General features: G+C 66.6%; 18 protein-coding genes. 10 read left to right on the forward strand and 8 right to left on the reverse strand.

Annotation, left to right across the window (positions count from 1 at the left end):
- The first annotated feature begins 13 nt into the window (after positions 1-13).
- The gene (locus tag KUV26_RS18265; protein WP_222509439.1) at positions 14-931 is read left to right on the forward strand and encodes an ornithine cyclodeaminase family protein; all 918 of its coding nucleotides are present in this window, start codon (positions 14-16) and stop codon (positions 929-931) included.
- Complete coding sequence (locus KUV26_RS18270) at positions 928-1,857, forward strand: alpha/beta fold hydrolase (protein WP_222509440.1); 930 nt, start codon at positions 928-930, stop codon at positions 1,855-1,857. Before KUV26_RS18265 ends, KUV26_RS18270 begins: the two co-directional genes overlap by 4 nt.
- A gap of 61 nt (positions 1,858-1,918) precedes the next feature.
- Here the strand turns inward: KUV26_RS18270 and KUV26_RS18275 are convergent, their stop codons facing one another.
- Positions 1,919-3,169 carry an MFS transporter gene (locus tag KUV26_RS18275; RefSeq protein ID WP_222509441.1) on the reverse strand — a complete coding sequence of 417 codons (1,251 nt, stop codon included), beginning with the start codon at positions 3,167-3,169 and terminating at the stop codon, positions 1,919-1,921.
- Between the two features lie 231 nt (positions 3,170-3,400).
- On the opposite strand from KUV26_RS18275, the gene rffA reads away from it, so the two are divergent.
- From rffA to KUV26_RS18300, 5 genes are all read left to right on the forward strand, one after another.
- The gene (gene rffA, locus KUV26_RS18280) at positions 3,401-4,546 is read left to right on the forward strand and encodes a dTDP-4-amino-4,6-dideoxygalactose transaminase (protein WP_222509442.1); all 1,146 of its coding nucleotides are present in this window, start codon (positions 3,401-3,403) and stop codon (positions 4,544-4,546) included.
- Positions 4,546-5,109: an acyltransferase gene (locus KUV26_RS18285; RefSeq protein WP_222509443.1), complete on the forward strand. Its 564-nt coding sequence runs from the start codon at positions 4,546-4,548 to the stop codon at positions 5,107-5,109. The genes rffA and KUV26_RS18285 overlap by 1 nt, the downstream gene beginning before the upstream one ends.
- Positions 5,110-5,143: 34 nt before the next feature.
- Complete coding sequence (locus KUV26_RS18290) at positions 5,144-6,043, forward strand: hypothetical protein (protein WP_222509444.1); 900 nt, start codon at positions 5,144-5,146, stop codon at positions 6,041-6,043.
- A 65-nt stretch (positions 6,044-6,108) separates the two neighbouring features.
- Entirely contained in the window at positions 6,109-7,197 is a 1,089-nt protein-coding gene (gene zapE / locus KUV26_RS18295) for a cell division protein ZapE (RefSeq protein WP_222509445.1), read from the forward strand.
- Entirely contained in the window at positions 7,194-8,099 is a 906-nt protein-coding gene (locus tag KUV26_RS18300; protein ID WP_222509446.1) for a bestrophin family protein, read from the forward strand. The genes zapE and KUV26_RS18300 overlap by 4 nt, the downstream gene beginning before the upstream one ends.
- Positions 8,100-8,270: 171 nt before the next feature.
- Here the strand turns inward: KUV26_RS18300 and KUV26_RS18305 are convergent, their stop codons facing one another.
- The 3 genes from KUV26_RS18305 to KUV26_RS18315 form a co-directional block, all read right to left on the reverse strand.
- Entirely contained in the window at positions 8,271-9,539 is a 1,269-nt protein-coding gene (locus KUV26_RS18305; RefSeq protein WP_222509447.1) for a bifunctional folylpolyglutamate synthase/dihydrofolate synthase, read from the reverse strand.
- A gap of 110 nt (positions 9,540-9,649) precedes the next feature.
- On the reverse strand, positions 9,650-10,600 hold the full coding sequence (gene accD, locus KUV26_RS18310; protein WP_222504677.1) for an acetyl-CoA carboxylase, carboxyltransferase subunit beta: 951 nt from the start codon (positions 10,598-10,600) through the stop codon (positions 9,650-9,652).
- A gap of 63 nt (positions 10,601-10,663) precedes the next feature.
- Positions 10,664-11,554, reverse strand: coding sequence for a CPBP family intramembrane glutamic endopeptidase (locus KUV26_RS18315; protein ID WP_222509448.1), 891 nt, complete (start codon positions 11,552-11,554; stop codon positions 10,664-10,666).
- 290 nt (positions 11,555-11,844) lie between these two features.
- On the opposite strand from KUV26_RS18315, the gene KUV26_RS18320 reads away from it, so the two are divergent.
- The 3 genes from KUV26_RS18320 to KUV26_RS18330 all read left to right on the forward strand — a co-directional run bounded on the left by KUV26_RS18320 (position 11,845) and on the right by KUV26_RS18330 (position 13,777).
- Positions 11,845-12,528, forward strand: coding sequence for a hypothetical protein (locus KUV26_RS18320; protein WP_261399978.1), 684 nt, complete (start codon positions 11,845-11,847; stop codon positions 12,526-12,528).
- A gap of 82 nt (positions 12,529-12,610) precedes the next feature.
- On the forward strand, positions 12,611-13,372 hold the full coding sequence (locus KUV26_RS18325; protein WP_222504680.1) for a DUF6478 family protein: 762 nt from the start codon (positions 12,611-12,613) through the stop codon (positions 13,370-13,372).
- Positions 13,373-13,399: 27 nt separating this feature from the next.
- Positions 13,400-13,777, forward strand: coding sequence for a hypothetical protein (locus KUV26_RS18330; protein ID WP_222509450.1), 378 nt, complete (start codon positions 13,400-13,402; stop codon positions 13,775-13,777).
- An 8-nt stretch (positions 13,778-13,785) separates the two neighbouring features.
- Here the strand turns inward: KUV26_RS18330 and KUV26_RS18335 are convergent, their stop codons facing one another.
- The 4 genes from KUV26_RS18335 to KUV26_RS18350 all read right to left on the reverse strand — a co-directional run bounded on the left by KUV26_RS18335 (position 13,786) and on the right by KUV26_RS18350 (position 18,233).
- Positions 13,786-14,529, reverse strand: a complete 744-nt coding sequence (locus KUV26_RS18335; RefSeq protein WP_222509451.1) for an isocitrate lyase/phosphoenolpyruvate mutase family protein — start codon at positions 14,527-14,529, stop codon at positions 13,786-13,788.
- On the reverse strand, positions 14,526-15,590 hold the full coding sequence (locus KUV26_RS18340) for a bifunctional transcriptional activator/DNA repair enzyme AdaA (protein ID WP_222509452.1): 1,065 nt from the start codon (positions 15,588-15,590) through the stop codon (positions 14,526-14,528). The genes KUV26_RS18335 and KUV26_RS18340 overlap by 4 nt, the downstream gene beginning before the upstream one ends.
- Positions 15,591-15,695: 105 nt before the next feature.
- Positions 15,696-16,394, reverse strand: a complete 699-nt coding sequence (locus tag KUV26_RS18345) for a hypothetical protein (RefSeq protein WP_222509453.1) — start codon at positions 16,392-16,394, stop codon at positions 15,696-15,698.
- A gap of 507 nt (positions 16,395-16,901) precedes the next feature.
- Positions 16,902-18,233, reverse strand: coding sequence for a S41 family peptidase (locus tag KUV26_RS18350; RefSeq protein WP_222509454.1), 1,332 nt, complete (start codon positions 18,231-18,233; stop codon positions 16,902-16,904).
- Positions 18,234-18,235: the final 2 nt, after the last annotated feature.

The raw sequence follows: 18,235 nt of genomic DNA on the forward strand, positions 1-18,235 counted from the left end.
GGAAGACAGGCCCATGACCATCCCGTTCATCAGCTTTGAAGAAGGTGAAGCCCTGCTGGACTGGGTCAGCTTCGCCCAAGCGCTGGCCGCCAGCCACGACCTGCCCAAGGCAGAGATCGGCGACACCTTCCTCTACCGCGATCCCGACACGCTCCTGAGCCGCTCCGCCTGGATTGACGGGCTGGGGCTGGCGGTGAAGACCGCCAATATCTTCCCGCGCAACCCCGATGCGGGAAAGCCGATGATCAACGGCTCTGTCTGCCTCTACTCGGACACGGACGGCACGCTGGAGGCACTGGTGGATTTCCACCTGGTGACCAAGTGGAAGACCGCCGGCGACAGCCTGCTGGGCGCGCTGCGGCTGGCCAACCCGGACGCACAGGAAGTGCTGATCGTCGGTGCCGGCACCGTCGGCGCCTCCCTGATCGAGGCCTTCGGGGCCGGCTTCCCGCAGGCGCAGATCCGGGTCTGGAACCGCACCGGCGCTAAGGCGCAGGAACTCTGCAACCAGTACCCCGGCACCCTGCACGCAGCCGATCTGGAACCGGCGGTGCGCGCCGCCGATATCATCGTCACCTGCACCATGTCCTCCGACCCGGTGATCAAGGGCGAGTGGCTGCGCCCCGGCCAGCATCTCAACATGATCGGCGCCTACCGCCCCGACATGCGCGAGGCCGACGACGCGGCCCTGAAGCGGGCGCAGATTTACTGCGACAGCTTCGACACCACCCTGGACCACATCGGCGAATTCAAGATCCCGCTCGCCGCAGGCACCATCCAGCGCAGCGATGTGCTGGCGGATTATTACAACCTTGGCAAATTCCCCTCCTATGACGCGGCGCAGATCACCCTGTTCAAGAACGGCGGCGGCGCCCATCTCGACCTGATGACCAGCCACCACATCCTGCAGAAGTGGAAGGCCCAGGCATGATCTGGCTGCCGGCCCTTGCCGTTCTGGCTATCGCCCTTGCGCCGTTCCTGCGCGAGCGCCTGCGCAAGCCGATCAACGCCAAGGCCCGGCAAACCGCCCCCGGCGCGCTGGCGCAGCTGCCCGGCGGCTGCACCCACTACCGCTGGACCGGCCCCCTGCGCGGTCCCGTCGCGGTCTGCGTGCACGGCCTCACCACGCCGTCGTTCGTCTGGAACGGCATCGCCAAGGGGCTGGGTGCCATGGGCTACCGGGTGCTGACCTACGATCTCTACGGGCGCGGTTACTCGGACCGCCCCGCAGGCCCGCAGGACCGCGCCTTCTTTCTCATCCAGCTGGAGGAGCTGCTGGAAGATCAGGAAGTGGGCGGGGATGTCACCCTGATCGGCTATTCCATGGGCGGCGCCATCGCCACCGCCTTTGCCGCCGCCCATCCTGACCGCCTGCGCGAGCTGATCCTGCTGGCGCCGGCCGGCTTCGGCCGCAGCCCGGACCGGGTGACCCGTATCATCCGCCATGTCCCCCTGATCGGCGACTGGCTGATGCACGCCATCTACCCCGCCCTGCACATCCGCGGCACCGAAGCAGAGCGCAATCTGCCCTCCTCCGTCCCCGGCATCACCGACCTGCAGCAGCAGGAACTGGGCTACCGGGGCTTCATCCCCGCCGTGCTCGCCTCGCTGCGCGGCATCCTGGACGAGGATTTCACCGAAGAACTGCGCAGTCTGCACCAGAAAGGCGTGCCCGCGCTGGCGATCTGGGGCGGGGAGGATACGGTGATCCCGCCAAACTCAGCCGGCCGCCTGGCCGAACGCGCCCGCTCTGTCCGGCAGGAGGAAATCGCCGGCGCCGGCCACGGGCTGCCCTATACCCACACCGAGGAGGTACTGGAGATCATCGCGCAAAACCACCGCCGCGGCCTGATCTGACACCCGCGCCGGGGGCCGGACTTCTTCTTTGGAAACGCGCACCGGGGGCTGCCCGCCGGCGTTACGCCGCCACCGGTGCCGCGGCCCGCCCCAGCGGCCGCTCCTTGACCGGCAGATGCACAATCGCGCTGAACGCCCCGACCGCCACGCCGACCCACCAGACAAAGGTGTAATCGCCGTAGGCGTCATACATCCGCCCGCCCAGCCACACGCCCAGGAAACTGCCAAGCTGGTGGCTGAAGAAGACGATGCCGTAAAGCGTGCCCATGTAGCGCAAGCCATAGATGTGCGCGACCAGACCCGAGGTCAGCGGCACTGTCGCCAGCCACAGCGACCCCATGGCCACCGAGAAGATGATGACGCTCATCGGCGTGATCGGGAACATGATGAAGGCCGCAGCCGCAATCGTGCGGCCGGCATAGATTGCCGCCAGCAGGTATTTCTTGGAATAGCGCTTGCCCAGGTAGCCCGCCAGCAGCGTGCCGCCCACATTGGCCGCGCCAATGAGCGAAATCGCCGCCGCGCCCAGCGCAGACGTGGTGGTGATACCGATCGAATGCAGCGCACCGCCCGGCAGAATCGGCCCGCACATCTCGGTGACAAAGGCCGGGAAATGCGCGGTGACAAAGGCCAGCTGATAGCCGCAGCTGAAGAAGCCGAGGAAGATCAGCGTGTACGACGGATCCTTGAAGGCCTTCTTCAGGATCGACCCCATGCTCTCTTCCAGTTCCATCTTCGACGCCGCCTCAGGCGCCCGCATCAGCGGCAGCAGCGCAATCAGCGCCAGCACCACGCCTGCAAACAGCAGGAAAATCGTTTGCCAGGGCAGGAAGCCGAGCAGCCACTCTGCTGTCGGCGCGCCGAAAATCTGCCCGGCGGACCCGGCCGCAGTGACAATCGCCAGCGACATAGAGCGGTTTTCATCGGAACTCGCCCGCCCCACAACCGCCAGCACCACGCCGAACCCGGTGCCGGCGATGCCGAAGCCCACCAGCCATTCATAGGACTGCATCTCGAACGGCGTCGTTGACCAGGCGCTCAGCACCAGCCCCGCGGCATAGACGATGGCCCCCATGATAATCGCCTTGCGGTCGCCGATCTTCTCGGCAATGGCGCCGAAAACCGGCTGCCCGATGCCCCAGGCCAGGTTCTGGATCGCAATCGCCAGCGAGAATTCCGAGCGCAGCCAGCCGAACTCCTCGGCAATCGGGATCTGGAAGACGCCAAAGGAGGCGCGCACCGCAAAGCTCACCATGATGATGATGCAGCCCACGATCAGAACGGGGGTAAACAGCGGCGCGGAACGGTCCATTGGGTCTCTCCTGACAGGCTGCGCAACCCTTAAGGAATTTGGCCATCCGGTCAAATCAGGAATTCTGGGCGCATCATTAAGAAATATTGATGTGAGTGCAGGGCCGCCCCCGGGGCTGCCGGTGCTCTTGCATACAGCCGCCAGTCCGCCGGGCCCCGCATCCGGTTCCCTTGCGGCTTCCGGCAAAGCCAATATAAAGGTCCGCGAAGATCAAACGAGGCGGGCTGGCACATGGCCACAGCGAAAATCCCATTCAACAAACCCTCGATGATCGGCGGGGAGCTGGCGCATATCCAGGAAGCGCTGGAGTTCGGGCAGCTGTCCGGCGACGGCCGCTTTACCCATCTGTGCAACGCCCAGATCGCGGACAAGACCGGCGCCGATGCGGCGCTCCTGACCCATTCCTGCACCGCGGCGCTGGAAATGGCGGCTCTGCTCTGCGATCTGCAGCCGGGCGACGAGGTGATCATGCCTTCGTTCACCTTTGTCTCCACCGCCAATGCCGTGGCGCTGCGCGGCGCGGTGCCGGTGTTTGTCGATATCGACCCCGAAACGCTCAATATTGACCCGGAGAAAGTCTCCGCGGCCATCAGCACCCGCACCCGCGCCATCTTTGCGGTGCATTACGCGGGCTTCCCCGCCGACATGGACCGGCTGGCAGAGATCGCCCGCGCTCGCGATCTGGTGCTGGTGGAGGACGCCGCGCAGGCCTTCGGCTCCACCTACAAGGGCCGTCCGGCGGGGTCGCTGGGGGATATGGCGGCGTTCAGCTTCCATGAGACCAAGAACATCATCAGCGGCGAGGGCGGCGCGCTGACCCTGACCCGCCCCGACCTGGTGGAACGCGCCGAGATCATCCGCGAGAAGGGCACCAACCGGTCCCGCTTCCTGCGCGGCCAGGTGGACAAATACACCTGGGTCGACATCGGCTCCTCCTTCCTGCCGGGGGAGCTGATCGCCGCCTTCCTCTATGGCCAGCTGGAGCAGTCGGACGCGATCCTGGAAACCCGGCTGGCGCTCTACGACCGCTACTGCGCGGCCTTTGCCGATCTTGGGGCCGCAGGCCGCGTCACCCTGCCCAAGACGCCGCCGGACACCACCGGCAACGGCCATATGTTCTATCTCTTGATGCGCGACCTGGACGACCGCGATGCCTTCATCGGCGGCATGCGCGAGGCGGGCATCATCGCCCCGTTCCACTATGTGCCGCTGCATTCGGCGCCCGCGGGCCTGCGCTACGGGCGCAGCGCCGGCGACCTGCCGGTGACCAACGATATCTCCGCCCGGCTGGTGCGCCTGCCGATGTTCTTCGCGCTCGGCAGCAGCATCAAAACCGTCATCGAGACAGCCCGCAGCTGGCTGCAGCAGAACCCCTGATGGCCTATTACACGCAGGACGCCCTGGCGCAGATGGGTTTTGCCTCCCTCGGCCGAAACGTGAAAATCAGCGACAAGGCGTCGCTCTACGAGGTGCACAAGATGCACATCGGCGACAACTGCCGGATCGACGATTTCTGCGTGGTCTCGGGCAAGATCAGCCTGGGGCGCAATGTCTATATCGGCCCCTTCTGCCTGCTGGCCGGCGGCACCCCCGGCATCACGATGGAGGATTTCGCAACCCTGGCCTACCGGGTGTCGGTGTTTTCACAGTCCGACGACTACAGCGGCGCAACCATGACCAACCCCACGGTTCCTGCCGCCTACAAGGCGGAAATCAAGGAGCCGGTGCACATCGGCCGCCATTGCATCGTGGGCGCAGGCTCGCTGATCTCGCCCGGCGTGACACTGGCAGAGGGCTGCTCGGTCGGCTCGGCCTCGCTGGTGCTGAAATCCACCAGCCCCTGGACCATCTACGCAGGCAGCCCGGCGCGGCGGCTGAAAGACCGCAAGCGCGATCTTCTGGAACTGGAACAGCAGTATCTCGCCGCCGAAGCGGACTAAGCTGCCACGCGCCAAGCCATTGACAGGACCTCAGATGACAGAGCGGCCGAACTACATCGTTTATGCCCCCGCCTTCGACCCCGACAGCGGCGGCAGCATATTCCTGCATGAGCTGGTCAACACGCTGAACGGTCTGGGCGAGCAGGCCTTCCTGTGGCCATGGCGCCGCCTGCCGGCCTCCGGTCTGCGGGCAGAGGTGCTGTCGCGGCTGCGACTGCCCGGCTCCCGCTGGGCACGCCCCTACGGCACCAACCCGGCCCTCGACACCCCGGTGGCCCGGCCTGCCGATTTCACGCAGTCCAGCATCGTCGTCTACCCCGAGGTCACCCTGGGCAATCCGATGCAGGCACGCAACGTGGCCCGCTGGCTGCTGTATAAACCTGGCGTCGAGAACCCGTATGAGTTCACCGAGGGGGAAATGTTCTTCCGGGCCGGCAGCATCTGCGACATTCCGGAAATCACTGGCGGGGCCACTGATCTGTTCATGTGGCGGCGCAACCCGGTCTACCACAACCAGAACCGCCCGGACCGCAGCGGCGCCTGTTACATCGTGCGCAAGGGCGCGCACAAGGACCGCATCCCGGAGACCGAAAACGCCATCCAAATTGACGGCCTCTCGCATGAGGAAATCGCGGACATCTTCAACCGCTGCGACACTTTCTATTCCTATGACGAGGCGACTTTCTATTCCCAGTACGCTGCCATCTGCGGCTGCCAGAGCGTGGTGATCCCGGGGATCTACGCCAGCCGTGCGGAGTGGAACGAGAACCACGCGCCGGGGCGCTACGGCATTGCCTATGGCACCAGCCCGGCTGAACTGGAGCACGCAAAGGCGACCCGGCATCTGGTCGCGGACCTGTTGCAGGAGCAGGAGGACCGCGGCAGGCGCACGGTGGAGAATTTCGTGGAACTGACGCGGGAGCGCTTCGGCTGAACCGCCGGGCAGCCGCCGCCAATCCCCCGCTTCCCATCCCCTGCGCCCCGCGCTATCCCTTTCCTATGACCCATTTGAGCACGCTTTACCGGCAGAAGATCGACGCGGGCGAATTGAAGCCCGATCCGGCCCAGGAAGCCGTCCTTCCGCATTTCGACCGCATCGCCGAAGGCCTGATGGCGCCGCCGGTGAAGCGCGGCTTCTTCCGCAAGGCGGCTTATGAGCCGGTCAAGGGGCTATACCTCTGGGGCGGGGTCGGGCGCGGCAAGTCGATGCTGATGGACCTGTTCGTCGACAGCCTCGACGGCATCCCGTCGCGGCGGGTGCATTTCCATGCCTTCATGCAGGAAATCCACGCCAAAATGCATGAGGCCCGCCAGAACGGAGTTGAGGATGCGCTGGCCCCGGTGGCGGCAGAGGTGGCTGAGTCGGTGCGGCTGCTGGCCTTTGACGAGATGCAGATCACCGACATCACCGACGCGATGATCGTGGGGCGCCTGTTCGAGGCGCTGTTTGCCGCCGGCGTCACCGTGATCACCACCTCCAACCGGGTGCCGGACGACCTCTACAAGAACGGCCTCAACCGGCAGCTGTTCCTGCCCTTCATCGATCTGATCAAGGCGCAGATGGAGGTGCATGAGATGGTCAGCCCCATCGACTACCGCCAGCACCGGCTGACCGGCGCGCAGGTCTATTTCGCCCCGGTGGACGCCGAGGCCCGCGCCCAGATCCGGGCGATCTGGCAGGATCTCACCGGCGGCGGCGATGCCCCGCCGCTGACGCTGGAGGTGAAGGGCCGCGAAGTGACCCTGCCCGCCTTCCGCAACGGGGTGGCGCGGGCCACTTTCTATGACCTCTGCGGCAAGATGCTGGGGCCGGGCGACTACCTCGCCCTCGCCGGGGAGGTGAAAGTGCTGATCATGGAGGACATTCCCCGCCTCAGCCGCAACAACTTCAACGAGGCCAGACGCTTCGTCACCCTGATCGACGCATTGTATGAGGCCAAGGTGCGGCTGATCTGCTCCGCCGCGGCCCAGCCCGAGATGCTCTATGTCGAGGGCGAGGGCACGTTCGAGTTCGAACGCACTGCCTCCCGCCTGCGCGAGATGCAGGACAAGGACTGGGGGAGCGGCGGGGAGAGCGGCGCCCCATGATCGTCCGCGACACGCCCCGGCGGCGGGAGATCTTCCTGATCCTGAGCGGATCGGTGGTGCCGCGCATCCTGCCCAACATCATCGGCGCCGCGCTCTGGGCGCTGCTGGTGCTGGTGCTGGACCGTTATGTCGTTGCGATGCCGCAGATTTCCATCGCCGCGATGGGCGTCTTCGGCCTGTCTCTGTCGCTGTTTCTCGGCTTCCGCAACAACGCCGCCTATGACCGCTGGTGGGAGGCGCGGCGGATCTGGGGCCGCATGGTCTCCGACGTTCGCAGCCTGGCGCAGGAGCTCAGGATCTTTGCGGGCAACGGCCCGGACGAGGAATACATCCTCACCCGCATCCTTGCCTTCCACCACCTGCACCGCGCCCAGCTGCGCGGCGATGAGGTCGCGGAGACGGTGCGCCATTGGGTCGGGCCGGAGGCGGCAGAGCAGCTGATGCAGACGGAAAACAGCCCCAACGCCGCCCTGCGCGACATCGCCGCCCGCCTGCGGGAAATGGCAGAGGACGGCCGCATCGACGGTTTCGGCCAGCGCGCCCTGGCCGAACGCCTGGCGGCATTTCCGGCCGCCCAGGCCGGCAATGAGCGGCTGCTGACCACGCCGCTGCCCTTCGTCTATTCGCTGCTGGTCTGGCGCACCACGTATCTCTACTGCCTGCTCTTGCCCTTTGCCCTCCTGGACAGCGCCGGCTGGTTCGAGCCGCTGGTGGCGGCGGTGGTGGCCTATGTGTTCTTCGGCCTGGCTGAGGTGACGCACGAACTGGAGCACCCGTTCCGCAAACAGGCCAATTCGGTGCCGCTCAGCGCCATGTGCCGGGTGATGGAAATCTCGGTCTGCAACGCTCTGGGGCGCGATGTGCCGCCGAAACTGGAACCGGTGAACTACGTTCTGGACTAGCGGCTGGCAGCAGGAAGGGGGCGCTGCCCCCTCGGCCTCGCGGCCTCCCCCCCGGAGTATTTCCGGAAAGATGAAAAGCGGCCGCGCCGCGCCAGCGGCGCCTGGCCCAACGGGGTGAGACCGGCAGGTCGAAACCGGGCGGGAGAACCTCCCCCGCCCATGCTGCAGGGTTCAGCCGTTTTCGCGCAGGATATGGCCCGCCAGATAGAGCGAACCGCAGATCAGCACCCGCGCCTGCGGGTCTTTCGCAGCAATCGCCTTCAGCGCCGCAAGGGTGCTGTCCGCCGTGCCGGCCTCGATGCCGACCGACTTGGCCGCGGCCTCGGTCTCTTCAGCGCTGAGCGTGTTGATCTCATCCGGGATCGAGATCGCGGTCAGGCTGGCCACATGCGGCGCCAGCGGCGCCATGTAGCCGCTCACGTCCTTGGTGTTCAGCATGCCGCAGATCAGATGCGTCGGGCGCTCCGGCAGCTTGGCCAGCACATCCGCCAGCGCCACCCCGGCCGCGGCGTTGTGGCCGCCGTCCAGCCACAGCTCTGCCTCCGGCGCGGCCTCGATCAGCGGGCCGGTTTTCAGCTTCTGCATCCGGGCAGGCCATTCGGCGTTCAGCATGGCGGCCTCGCAGGCGGCCTCGTCGGCGCCCAGGTGGCGCAGCGCCGCCAGCGCCGCGCCGGCGTTCTGGATCTGATGCGCGCCCAGCAGGGCAGGCAGCGGCAGGTCCAAGAGGCCGTTCTCGTCCTGGAACACCAGGCGGCCGCGTTCCTCATAGACGTGCCAGTGCTGGCCATGGGCAATCAGCGGCGCGCCAAGGCGGGCAGCGGTGGCTTCGATCACCTCCATCGCCTCCTCGGGCTGCGGGCCGACCACCACCGGCACCCCGCGCTTGATGATGCCTGCCTTCTCCGCGGCGATCTTGGCCAGCGTGTTGCCCAGGAACTGCTCGTGGTCGATGGAGATCGGGGTGATCACCGACACCTCGGGCGTGATCACGTTGGTGGCGTCCAGACGCCCGCCCAGACCGACCTCCAGCAGGGTGTAATCCGCGGGCGTGCGCGAAAACGCCAGGAGACCCGCCACCGTGGTGATCTCGAAATAGGTGATGTTCTCGCCGCCGTTCCTGGCATAGCACTCGTCCAGCACCTCAGTCAGATGCGGCTCGGAGATCAGCTCGCCCGCCAGCCGGATCCGCTCGTGAAAGCGCGCCAGATGCGGCGAGGTGTAGGCGTGAACGCTCTTGCCCATGCCCTCAAGACCCGCCCGGATCATCGCCTGGGTCGAGCCCTTGCCGTTGGTGCCTGCCAGATGGATCACCGGCGGCAGCTTGTCCTGCGGGTTGTCCAGTGCGGCCAGCAGCCGCCAGACCCGGTCCAGCGTCAGGTCGATGATCTTGGGGTGCAGCGCCATCATGCGGGCGAGGATCGCGTCGGAGGTCTGGGTCATCAGCCTGGTCCTGTCAGGTCGGAGTTTCTTGCGGGGCAAAGAACAGCGCCCGCCCTTGAGAGGACGGGCGCGGCCCGGCCGCGCGGCCGGGCGAGTCACTATAGGCCGGATTACTCGGCCGCTTCTTCGCTGACTGCGCCATCCGCCGGCGCGTTTGCGGCCTTGGCGGCGTCTTGCTTCTCCGGCACCGGCAGGTCGCCCACCACCTGCGGCGGCAGGCCCATCAGCATCCGGATGATGGTGATCAGCTCTTCGCGCATCTCGGTGCGCGGGGTCACCCGGTCCAGCATGCCGTGGTCCAGCAGGTACTCGGCGCGCTGGAAACCCTCCGGCAGCTTCTCGCGGATGGTCTGCTCGATCACCCGCGGGCCGGCAAAGCAGATCAGCGCGTTCGGCTCGGCGATATGCACGTCGCCCAGCATCGCGTAGGAGGCGGTCACGCCGCCGGTGGTCGGATGGGTCAGCACCACGATATAAGGCAGGCCTGCCTCTTTCAGCATCTCCACCGCAACGGTGGTGCGCGGCATCTGCATCAGCGACAGGATGCCTTCCTGCATCCGGGCGCCGCCGGCCGCCGAGAACAGCACCAGCGGGCGGCCCAGCTTCACGGCTTCCTCAGCCGCGGCGATGATCGCATTGCCGACATACATGCCCATCGAGCCGCCCATGTAGGAAAAGTCCTGCGCGGCGGCGATGATCGGGGTGCGGCCGATTTCGCCGGCAGCCACCAGCATCGCCTCTTTCTCGCCGGTCTTCTTCTGCGCGGCCTTGATCCGCTCGGGGTATTTCTTCTGATCCTTGAACTTCAGCGGGTCGGCCAGCGGCTCCGGCACCGCGACCTCGGTGAACACGCCGCCGTCAAACAGCGCGGTGAAACGGTCGCGCGGCGAAATATGCATGTGATGGCCGCAGCTGGTGCAGACGTTCTGATTGTCGCTCAGCTCGCGGTGAAACAGCATCGTGCCGCATTCATCGCATTTCTGCCAAAGGTTCTCGGGCACTTCACGGCGCGAAAAGATCGAGTTGATCTTGGGCCGGACGTAGTTGGTGATCCAGTTCATATAGCTTGCCTCTCCGGGGGCGCGGTTTGCCCCCCAGATAAGACGCCTTGGCCGCAATTGCAATCAGCGGCGTATGGCAAGCCTTGCGCAAAGCCAGCTGACCAGCATCAGGGCGAAGTCGACCGCCATCCACGGCCGCAGCGCCTGCACGTCCGCCAGGTCGAAGGGGATCAGGTACAGCGCCAGCCCGTTCAGGCTGCTGGGCGAGCCGAACAGCAGCAGCGCGGTGACGTTGTTGAAGAAATGCACCGCCATCGCCGGCCCCAGTGTGCCGGCCCGCGCCGTCAGGTCGGCCATCAGCACCCCGAACAGCCCCGCCCAGGCGGTGATCACCAGCGCATTATCCCCGGCCTCGGCCGGCAGATAGTGGCCGAACGCGAACAGCGCCGAGGGCACCAGCAGCCAGACCGCCGGATGCCGGAACCGCGCCGCCAGAGCCTGCTGGATGTAGCCGCGGAACAGGATCTCCTCCGAACCGGTCTGCACCAGCACCGCAGCGATCGACACAGGCAGGATGCCGAGCCAGGTCCAGAACGGCAGGTTCTGTGTCATCGGCGGCCCCATGTCGTAGGGCGGCAGCGCCACCAGCAGCAGGCTGAGGCCCAAGAGATACAGACAGACCCGCCCGAACTGGTGCATGAGCGGGCGCAGATGGCCGGTCACGGTGGCGAAGCCGCGCTGATGGAACAGCCGCGCCGCCATCGCCACTCCCAGCGACAGAAAGGCGAAACTGCCCAGGAGCACCAGCATCGCGCCGGGCGTGCTGCCATCCGCCAGTCCCTGCAGCCAGTCGCCGGGAAACAGCCCTGCCAGGATCACCTGCAGCGCCGCCGTCATCGCAAGGCTGACCGATGCCACCAGCACCAGCCCCAGCATCAGCCGCCACAGCGCCGGCCGGAGACGGGCAAAGCGCACCAATGCCTCATGCGCCCTGTAGCTGTACCTGTCGTGCATGTTTCCTCCGGGCCGCGCAGGCGGCAATCCGGCCCACGTTATGCATTGCTGCAACGCCAAGGCAAGCCGGGCACCCGCCCTGGCGGTTCAGGCTTGCCGCCCTGCCCCCCGCTCCGTAATGTTTCCCTTAAAAAACAAGACCGGCAGGAACAGCAGTGATCAGAACAAGCAACGGGAAATCCGTGCCTTTTCCCGCACCCGGCGGAAACGCGCCCATGCGGCGCGGCGCGGCGGCGGCAATTGTGCTGGCAGCGATGGCCTTGGCCGGATGCAGCCCGGCGCCCCGGAACATGCCCTTTTCCGCCCGCACCGCCGGGCAGGCGCCGCAGGCCGGCGTCGAGGTGATGTCCTTTGCCGGCGGCGATGTGCTGCTGGCCGCGCCCGGGGGCTACTGCTTTGACCGCCGCAGCAGCCAGCCCGACAGCAGCGGCGGCTTCGCCCTCCTGGCCCATTGCAGCCGCATGGGCCGCCAGAACTGGTTCGGCGCCCGCAAATCGGCGGTTCTCACCGCGTCTATCGGCCCCGCCAGGCCCGCAGCCGCCGCCCCGCGCGCCGCTGATATCGCCGCCATGTTTCCGGACGCCAGGGTGCTGGAAAGCAGCGAGGACCAGCTGCTGCCGCTGGTCAAGCTGGAGTTCCCCGGCGCCGTCGCCGACAGCGCCAGCCCGGTCCACTGGCGCGGCGCCTTTGTGCTGGACCGCCACCTGGTGGCCCTGGCGCTCTACGCCCCCGAGGACAGCCGCACCCTGGGCAGCCACGGCGCCGCCCTGCTGAACGAGATGACCCACCGCACGCTGGAGGCCTCCACCCTGCCGTCGCTGGAAACCGCGGCGGCGCTGCCGCCCGCAGCCGCCGCACCCGGCCTGCGGCCGCAGCCCCGCCCGGCATCCGGGCCGGCGCAAGCCGCCGGCACCGGGGCGGACCCGCGCAAAAAACGCGGGCTCGGGCAGCGGATTGCCGGTTTATTTCAATAGCCGCCCCCGGTTACACTGCGGCCGGCCCTGCACCGGGGCCGCACCGGCAAGCAAGACCGAACAACAGGCAAGAGAGAGCACGATGGGCAGGATCATGGACCGGTTGCTTCACCTGCGCAGCCTGCGCCGCTGGCGCGCCGCGGCAGAGGAATCCTCCCGCGCGCCGCTGTCGGAGCTGCGCCGCCAGCGCAACCAGGCCCGCCAGCTGCGCACCCATCTGGACCGGCTGATCCACACCGCCGACGGCCGCCTGGCGCTGCCCCAGATCGGTTCCTCCTTCTTTCCGCGCCCGCATGGCACCGACTGGTCCTGGCGACCCGAAATGTGGCGCGGCCCCTTGCCGGAGCGCGGCATGGCCTCGGTGCCGCCCAAGGCCCGGCTGGGCAATGAGGTGCAGCTGTTCCACGACTGCGCCTTCTCCGAACTGACCCTGCGCCAGCTCAGGAACACCCGCGAGGAGGACCTCGCCCCCTTCGGCCTGCGCATGGATGTGTTCAAGTTCGACGGCTCCTTCCTGTCGCTGGTGATCGACCTGCCGCCGGCAGCCGCCGAAGGCATCACCCGCCAGCACCTGCTGCGCATCGACAGCATCATCGAATCCGAAAAACCGATTGAGATCTTCGCCCGCCTCAACATCCAGCACGGCCCCAACACCGAACAGCTGGTGCGCGAGCTGCCGCAGGAGGAGAAGAACATCGTGGTGGAATTCGACCTCGCCTATTCCAAGCTGAACGAAAAGCGGATCGAGAAGATCTGGCTCGACCTGATCTTCGAGGCGCCGGACCTGAACCAGGTCATCCTGCGCGACCTGACCTTCTCGCGCCACCGCCGCGCGGCGATCTGAGGAGCCCAGCCCGATGAGTAACCTGACATGAGCGACCTGACACTGACCAAAATCCGTTTCCGCAACGGCATCTGGGAAGGCAAGATCGGCAATGCCCCGGCCAGCGGCGCGCGGCCCGATATCACCGTGATGTTCCAGGATCAGCCGGTCGAAAACGTGATCCTCAGCGAAGGCCAGGCAGACGGCGACTGGCTGGTCGCCATACCGGTCCCGGCGGAGGCACTGGCCGACGGGGTGCAGACCTTCGTGATCTTTGATGCCGCGGACAGCACCCGGCTGGGCGATTTCACTCTGATCGCGGGTGAGGCGGTGGCGGACGATCTGCGCGCCGAGGTCGAACTGCTGCGCGCCGAGCTCGACATGCTGAAGCGCGCCTTCCGCCGCCACTGCCTGGAAACCATGTAAGCGGCGGCTTACTCCAGCGCCTGGAAATGCTCGGCCAGCACCTGCATCAGCCTGTCATGCGGGATCGGGCCATAGCTGCAGCGCGCCACCCCGGCCTGCCGGGCGGTCTCCAGCGTGATGCCGCGCATCATCGTGTTGACCGGCAGCGAACAGCCCTCGCAGACCCGCGCGATCAGATCTGGGTCCGTCAGGCCCGGCACAAAGAACCCGTTGCCGCCGGCCTCTGCATAGGCCGCCGCGCGCTCCAGCGCCTCCGGCAGCAAGGCGGCGTGTTTGGCAGCGTCCTTTTCCTTCAGAAACAGATCGGTGCGCGCGTTCACGAACAGATCCGCATGGGCCGCCCGCACCGCGGCCACCCGCCGGGCCTGCTCTTCGATGCTGTAGAACTCCGCGGTGCCGACCACCTGATCCTCGAAATTGAGGCCGACCGCGCCGGTCTCTGCCAGCCGCTTCGCATTGGCGGTCAGCTGGTCCGGCTCGCGGGCATAGCCGCCCTCGAAATCAATGGTGACAGGCAGCTCCGTGGCGGCCACGATGCGTTCCGCATTGCCCAGCACGAACTCCAGCGGCACTTGCTCGCCGTCCGGAAACCCCTGCGCCGCGGCCACCGGGAAGCTGCCGGTCGCCAGCGCCCTGGCCCCCGCCCCGGCAATCGCCCTGGCGCTGCCCGCGTCCCAGATGTTGTACAAAACCACCGGATTGCCCGGCTGGTGCAGCGCCGCAAATGCCTTGGCGCGGTCGGAATATGTCATGCTGAAATCCTCTGTCTGTAGCCTGTTTCAATCTCAATGAGCCGCTGCTTGCGCCAAAGGCCGCCGCCGTAGCCGGTCAGCGATCCGTCCGCCGCCAGCACCCGGTGGCAGGGCACCACCAGCGCCAGCTGGTTGGCGCCATTGGCCCGCGCCACCGCCCGCGTGGCCGTAGCCCGCCCCAGCTCCTGCGCCACCTGCGAATAGCTGCGGGTTTCGCCCGCCGGAATGGTCAGCAGATAGCGCCAGACCTCGCGCTCGAACCCGGTGCCGTGCAGCGCCAGCGGGGTCCGGAAATCCGCGCCCTCCCCGGCAAAGAACCGGCGCAGCTCCCCGGCGATCTGCTCCGTCGGCGCGGGGCGGCCGAAGCCCAGGCCGCCGGGCTGCGCTTTCTGAAGCTTGGCCACCTCCCGCGGCAGCGCCTTGCGGTCGGCAAACTCCAGCAGATGCAGCTGATGGGCGCAGCTGATCGCAATCATCGCACCCAAGGGCGTATCGATCCAATCCGCCAGCAGCAGCGCATCCTTGCGGAACGCGCCGGGTGCAATCCCCACCAGCTTGGCAAAGGCCGCACGGAAGGCGCTGGCGCTTTCGAACCCCGCATCGAGCTGCGCCGCAATCACCGGCTCGCCCGCCTTCAGTGCCGTGAACCCCTCGCGCAGGCGGCGCTGCCGCGCCATCTCCAGGAAGGTCATGCCGAAATGCCGCTTGAAGGCGCGCCGCACGGTGGAGGCATCCAGCCCCAGCCGCACCAGGTCGCCCTCGCCCCAGCGGTAAGCGGGCCGCGCCTCCAGCCGCGCCAGCAGGTCCTGCACCATCGGATCATCCCCGGCCGCCGCCGCCAGCGGCTTGCAGCGCTTGCAGGCGCGGAAGCCCGCCTCGATGCAGTCGCCCGGCGTGGCGTGGAACCGGCAGTTCTCGAACTTGGGTTTGCGCGCCGGGCAGGTCAGCCGGCAAAAGATGCCGGTGGAGGTCACGCCGACATAGGCGCGCCCCTCAAATGCGGCGTCGCGGTCCAGCAAAGCTTGGTAGAGCGTCCGGGAATCAGGCAGGTCAAACATCATGCGGCGACCATAGCCCAGCCCGCCCCGCCAGTACGCCGGATATCGGGCGTTTATTGTCACGATGGCGCGAGATGCGCCGGGTCCGAGGTTCCCCGGCCAGCCGCCTCAGTTGATGTATTCAACTCCGCTGCAGGACTGCGGCCCCTGACCGCCTGCCTTGCGCGCCGCGATCCCGGCCAGCAGCGCCGCCTCGTTCTCGAAATGCAGGTCGAAGGTCACCAAGGGCGCGCCCCCGGCATCCAACGGCATTGCGGCCGACAGGTTGCGAACCACCGTATCCATCGCATGCTGCACCACCTCATCCCGGTACAGGATCATGTCGCGGCTGCAGCTGTCGGCTGCCCCGCGGCGAGCAGCCGCTGCAGCCCCCAGAACCTTATCCTCGTCAAAATTGACGATCCGGCTGGCGACCTCGTTCTTCTCGCTGCCTTTGACAATGTATTCATGCAGCACCTTCAGCTCAGGGATGGTCCCGCTGACGGTATTGCCGCCCTCTTTCAGCTCTTCTCCGATGCCGCTGACGGTTTTCCAGTCGAACCCGGTGAAATCCACCCCGATGACCACCTTCTGCTGCCATTGAGAAACGTAGACGGCGTTGTTTTCCTTTCCGAAAAAATTCCGTTCCTTGACCAGAACCAGCGCATTGGCGGAATAGGCTTCGGTTGTTTCCAGCGCATTGATCAGCCGCGGCTCCGAGACCACCGGCGTCGTTTCGGTCACCCCCGGCTGTTTGCCCTGCAGAAAGAAGTACACACCCGCAGCCCCGGCGAAGAGGGAAATGATCATCAGCAGAATTTTGTCCATGGATTTCTCCGATTTCCTGGCGCGCATTGGGCCGGCAGCCGGCCCCCGCAAAAATACTTGTGTTGAATAATGCCGTACGTTGGGCGGACGCTGGCTGTGCAGTCAACAGGTTTTCGGGCACCGCGCCGAACGCGATCAGGCAGGTGTTGCGCCCCCACCGTACGCCGCCTTCACGAGATCCTCATTTCCCGGTGCCAGACTGCCTCCTGATCGATCCCCCGCCATGGTTCAGCGCACGGGCCATGACACGAGGCGCAGGCATCTGTGTGGCTGCCTGCGCGACACAAGGAGACCGGCCCTGATAAAAAAAGGGGGTCGTTCAGGAAATCCTGCCCGAGCAGGCCTCCTGTGGGGTCTGTCCACCTCCATCCGGCGGCGCCGCCCCCTTCACTGGGACACAGCGCATATCGGCACAGCACCATCCCGCCGGACCCGGCGGGATGCCGGAAATGAAATAAAGGCCGCCCAACCGGACGGCCCCTTTCGTGCTGCGCGCTTGCGCGGGCCTTACTTCGGCCCCAGCGCCACCATCCCCTTCAGGATGTCGATGGCATAGGCCAGCTGATAGTCCTGCTCGCGCAGTTCCGCAGCTTTCTCGGCCTTCTCGCGCTCTTCCTCGATCTGGCGGACCTCGTCCTCGGACAGGCTGTCATTGTTCAGGCTGCCGCGCAGATCCGCTTCCGAGCGCGACCGGCGGGACGGGCCGTCCTCTTCCTCGGTTGCAGGGGTGCGGCGCGGCTGCGCCACCACGATGTCGGGGGAGACGCCCAGCGCCTGGATCGAGCGGCCCGACGGCGTGTAATAACGTGCCGTGGTCAGCCGCATCGCGCCCTCGCCCTTCAGCGGCATCACCGTCTGGACAGAGCCCTTGCCGAAGGACTTGGTGCCCACCACGATGGCGCGGCGGTGGTCCTGCAGCGCGCCCGCGACGATTTCCGAGGCCGAAGCCGAACCGCCGTTGATCAGCACCACGATCGGCTTGCCCTTGGCCAGGTCGCCCGGGGTCGCGTTGAAACGCTCGCCGTCTTCCGGATCGCGGCCGCGGGTGGAGACGATCTCGCCCGATTCCAGGAAGCTGTCGGCCACCTTGATCGCCTGGGTCAGCAGGCCGCCCGGGTTGTTCCGCAGGTCCAGCACGATGCCGTTGACATTGTCCATGCCGCCGGCTTCCTCGATCTGCTTCTTGAGGTTTTCCTCGAGGTTCGGCGTGGTCTGGTCATTGAAGGTGGTGATCCGCATCACCACGGTGTCGCCCTCGGTGCGGGCCCGCACCGCGGTCAGCTTGATGGTGTCGCGGATGATCGACACGTCGAACGGCTCCGGCTCGCCCTCGCGCACCACGGTGATCACGATCTCCGAGCCGACCGGCCCGCGCATCAGCTCCACCGCATCGTCCAGAGACAGGCCCAGCACACTTTCGCCATCGACATGGGTGATGAAATCTCCGGCTTCCATCCCGGCCTCGTCCGCCGGGGTGCCATCGATCGGGGAGACCACTTTGACAAAGCCCTCCTCCTGGGTGACTTCGATGCCCAGGCCGCCGAACTCGCCGCGGGTCTGCACCCGCATCTTGTCGGCATCATCCGGCGACAGGTAGCTGGAATGCGGATCCAGCGACGCCAGCATGCCGCCGATGGCCGCCTCGATCAGCTCCTTCTCGTCAACTTCCTCGACATACTGCGCCCGGATGCGCTCGAAGATATCGCCGAACAGGTCCAGCTGCTCATAGACGTTCGCCTCGCGCGCCTCTTCCTGCGCCAGCAAGGGCCCCGCCACATAGGTTGTTGCAACGATCCCTGCCAGCGTGCCGCCAACGGCGGCCATCGCAAATTTTTTCATCA

Origin of the sequence: Leisingera daeponensis (assembly GCF_019801465.1) — a bacterium.
Classification (GTDB): domain Bacteria; phylum Pseudomonadota; class Alphaproteobacteria; order Rhodobacterales; family Rhodobacteraceae; genus Leisingera; species Leisingera daeponensis_A.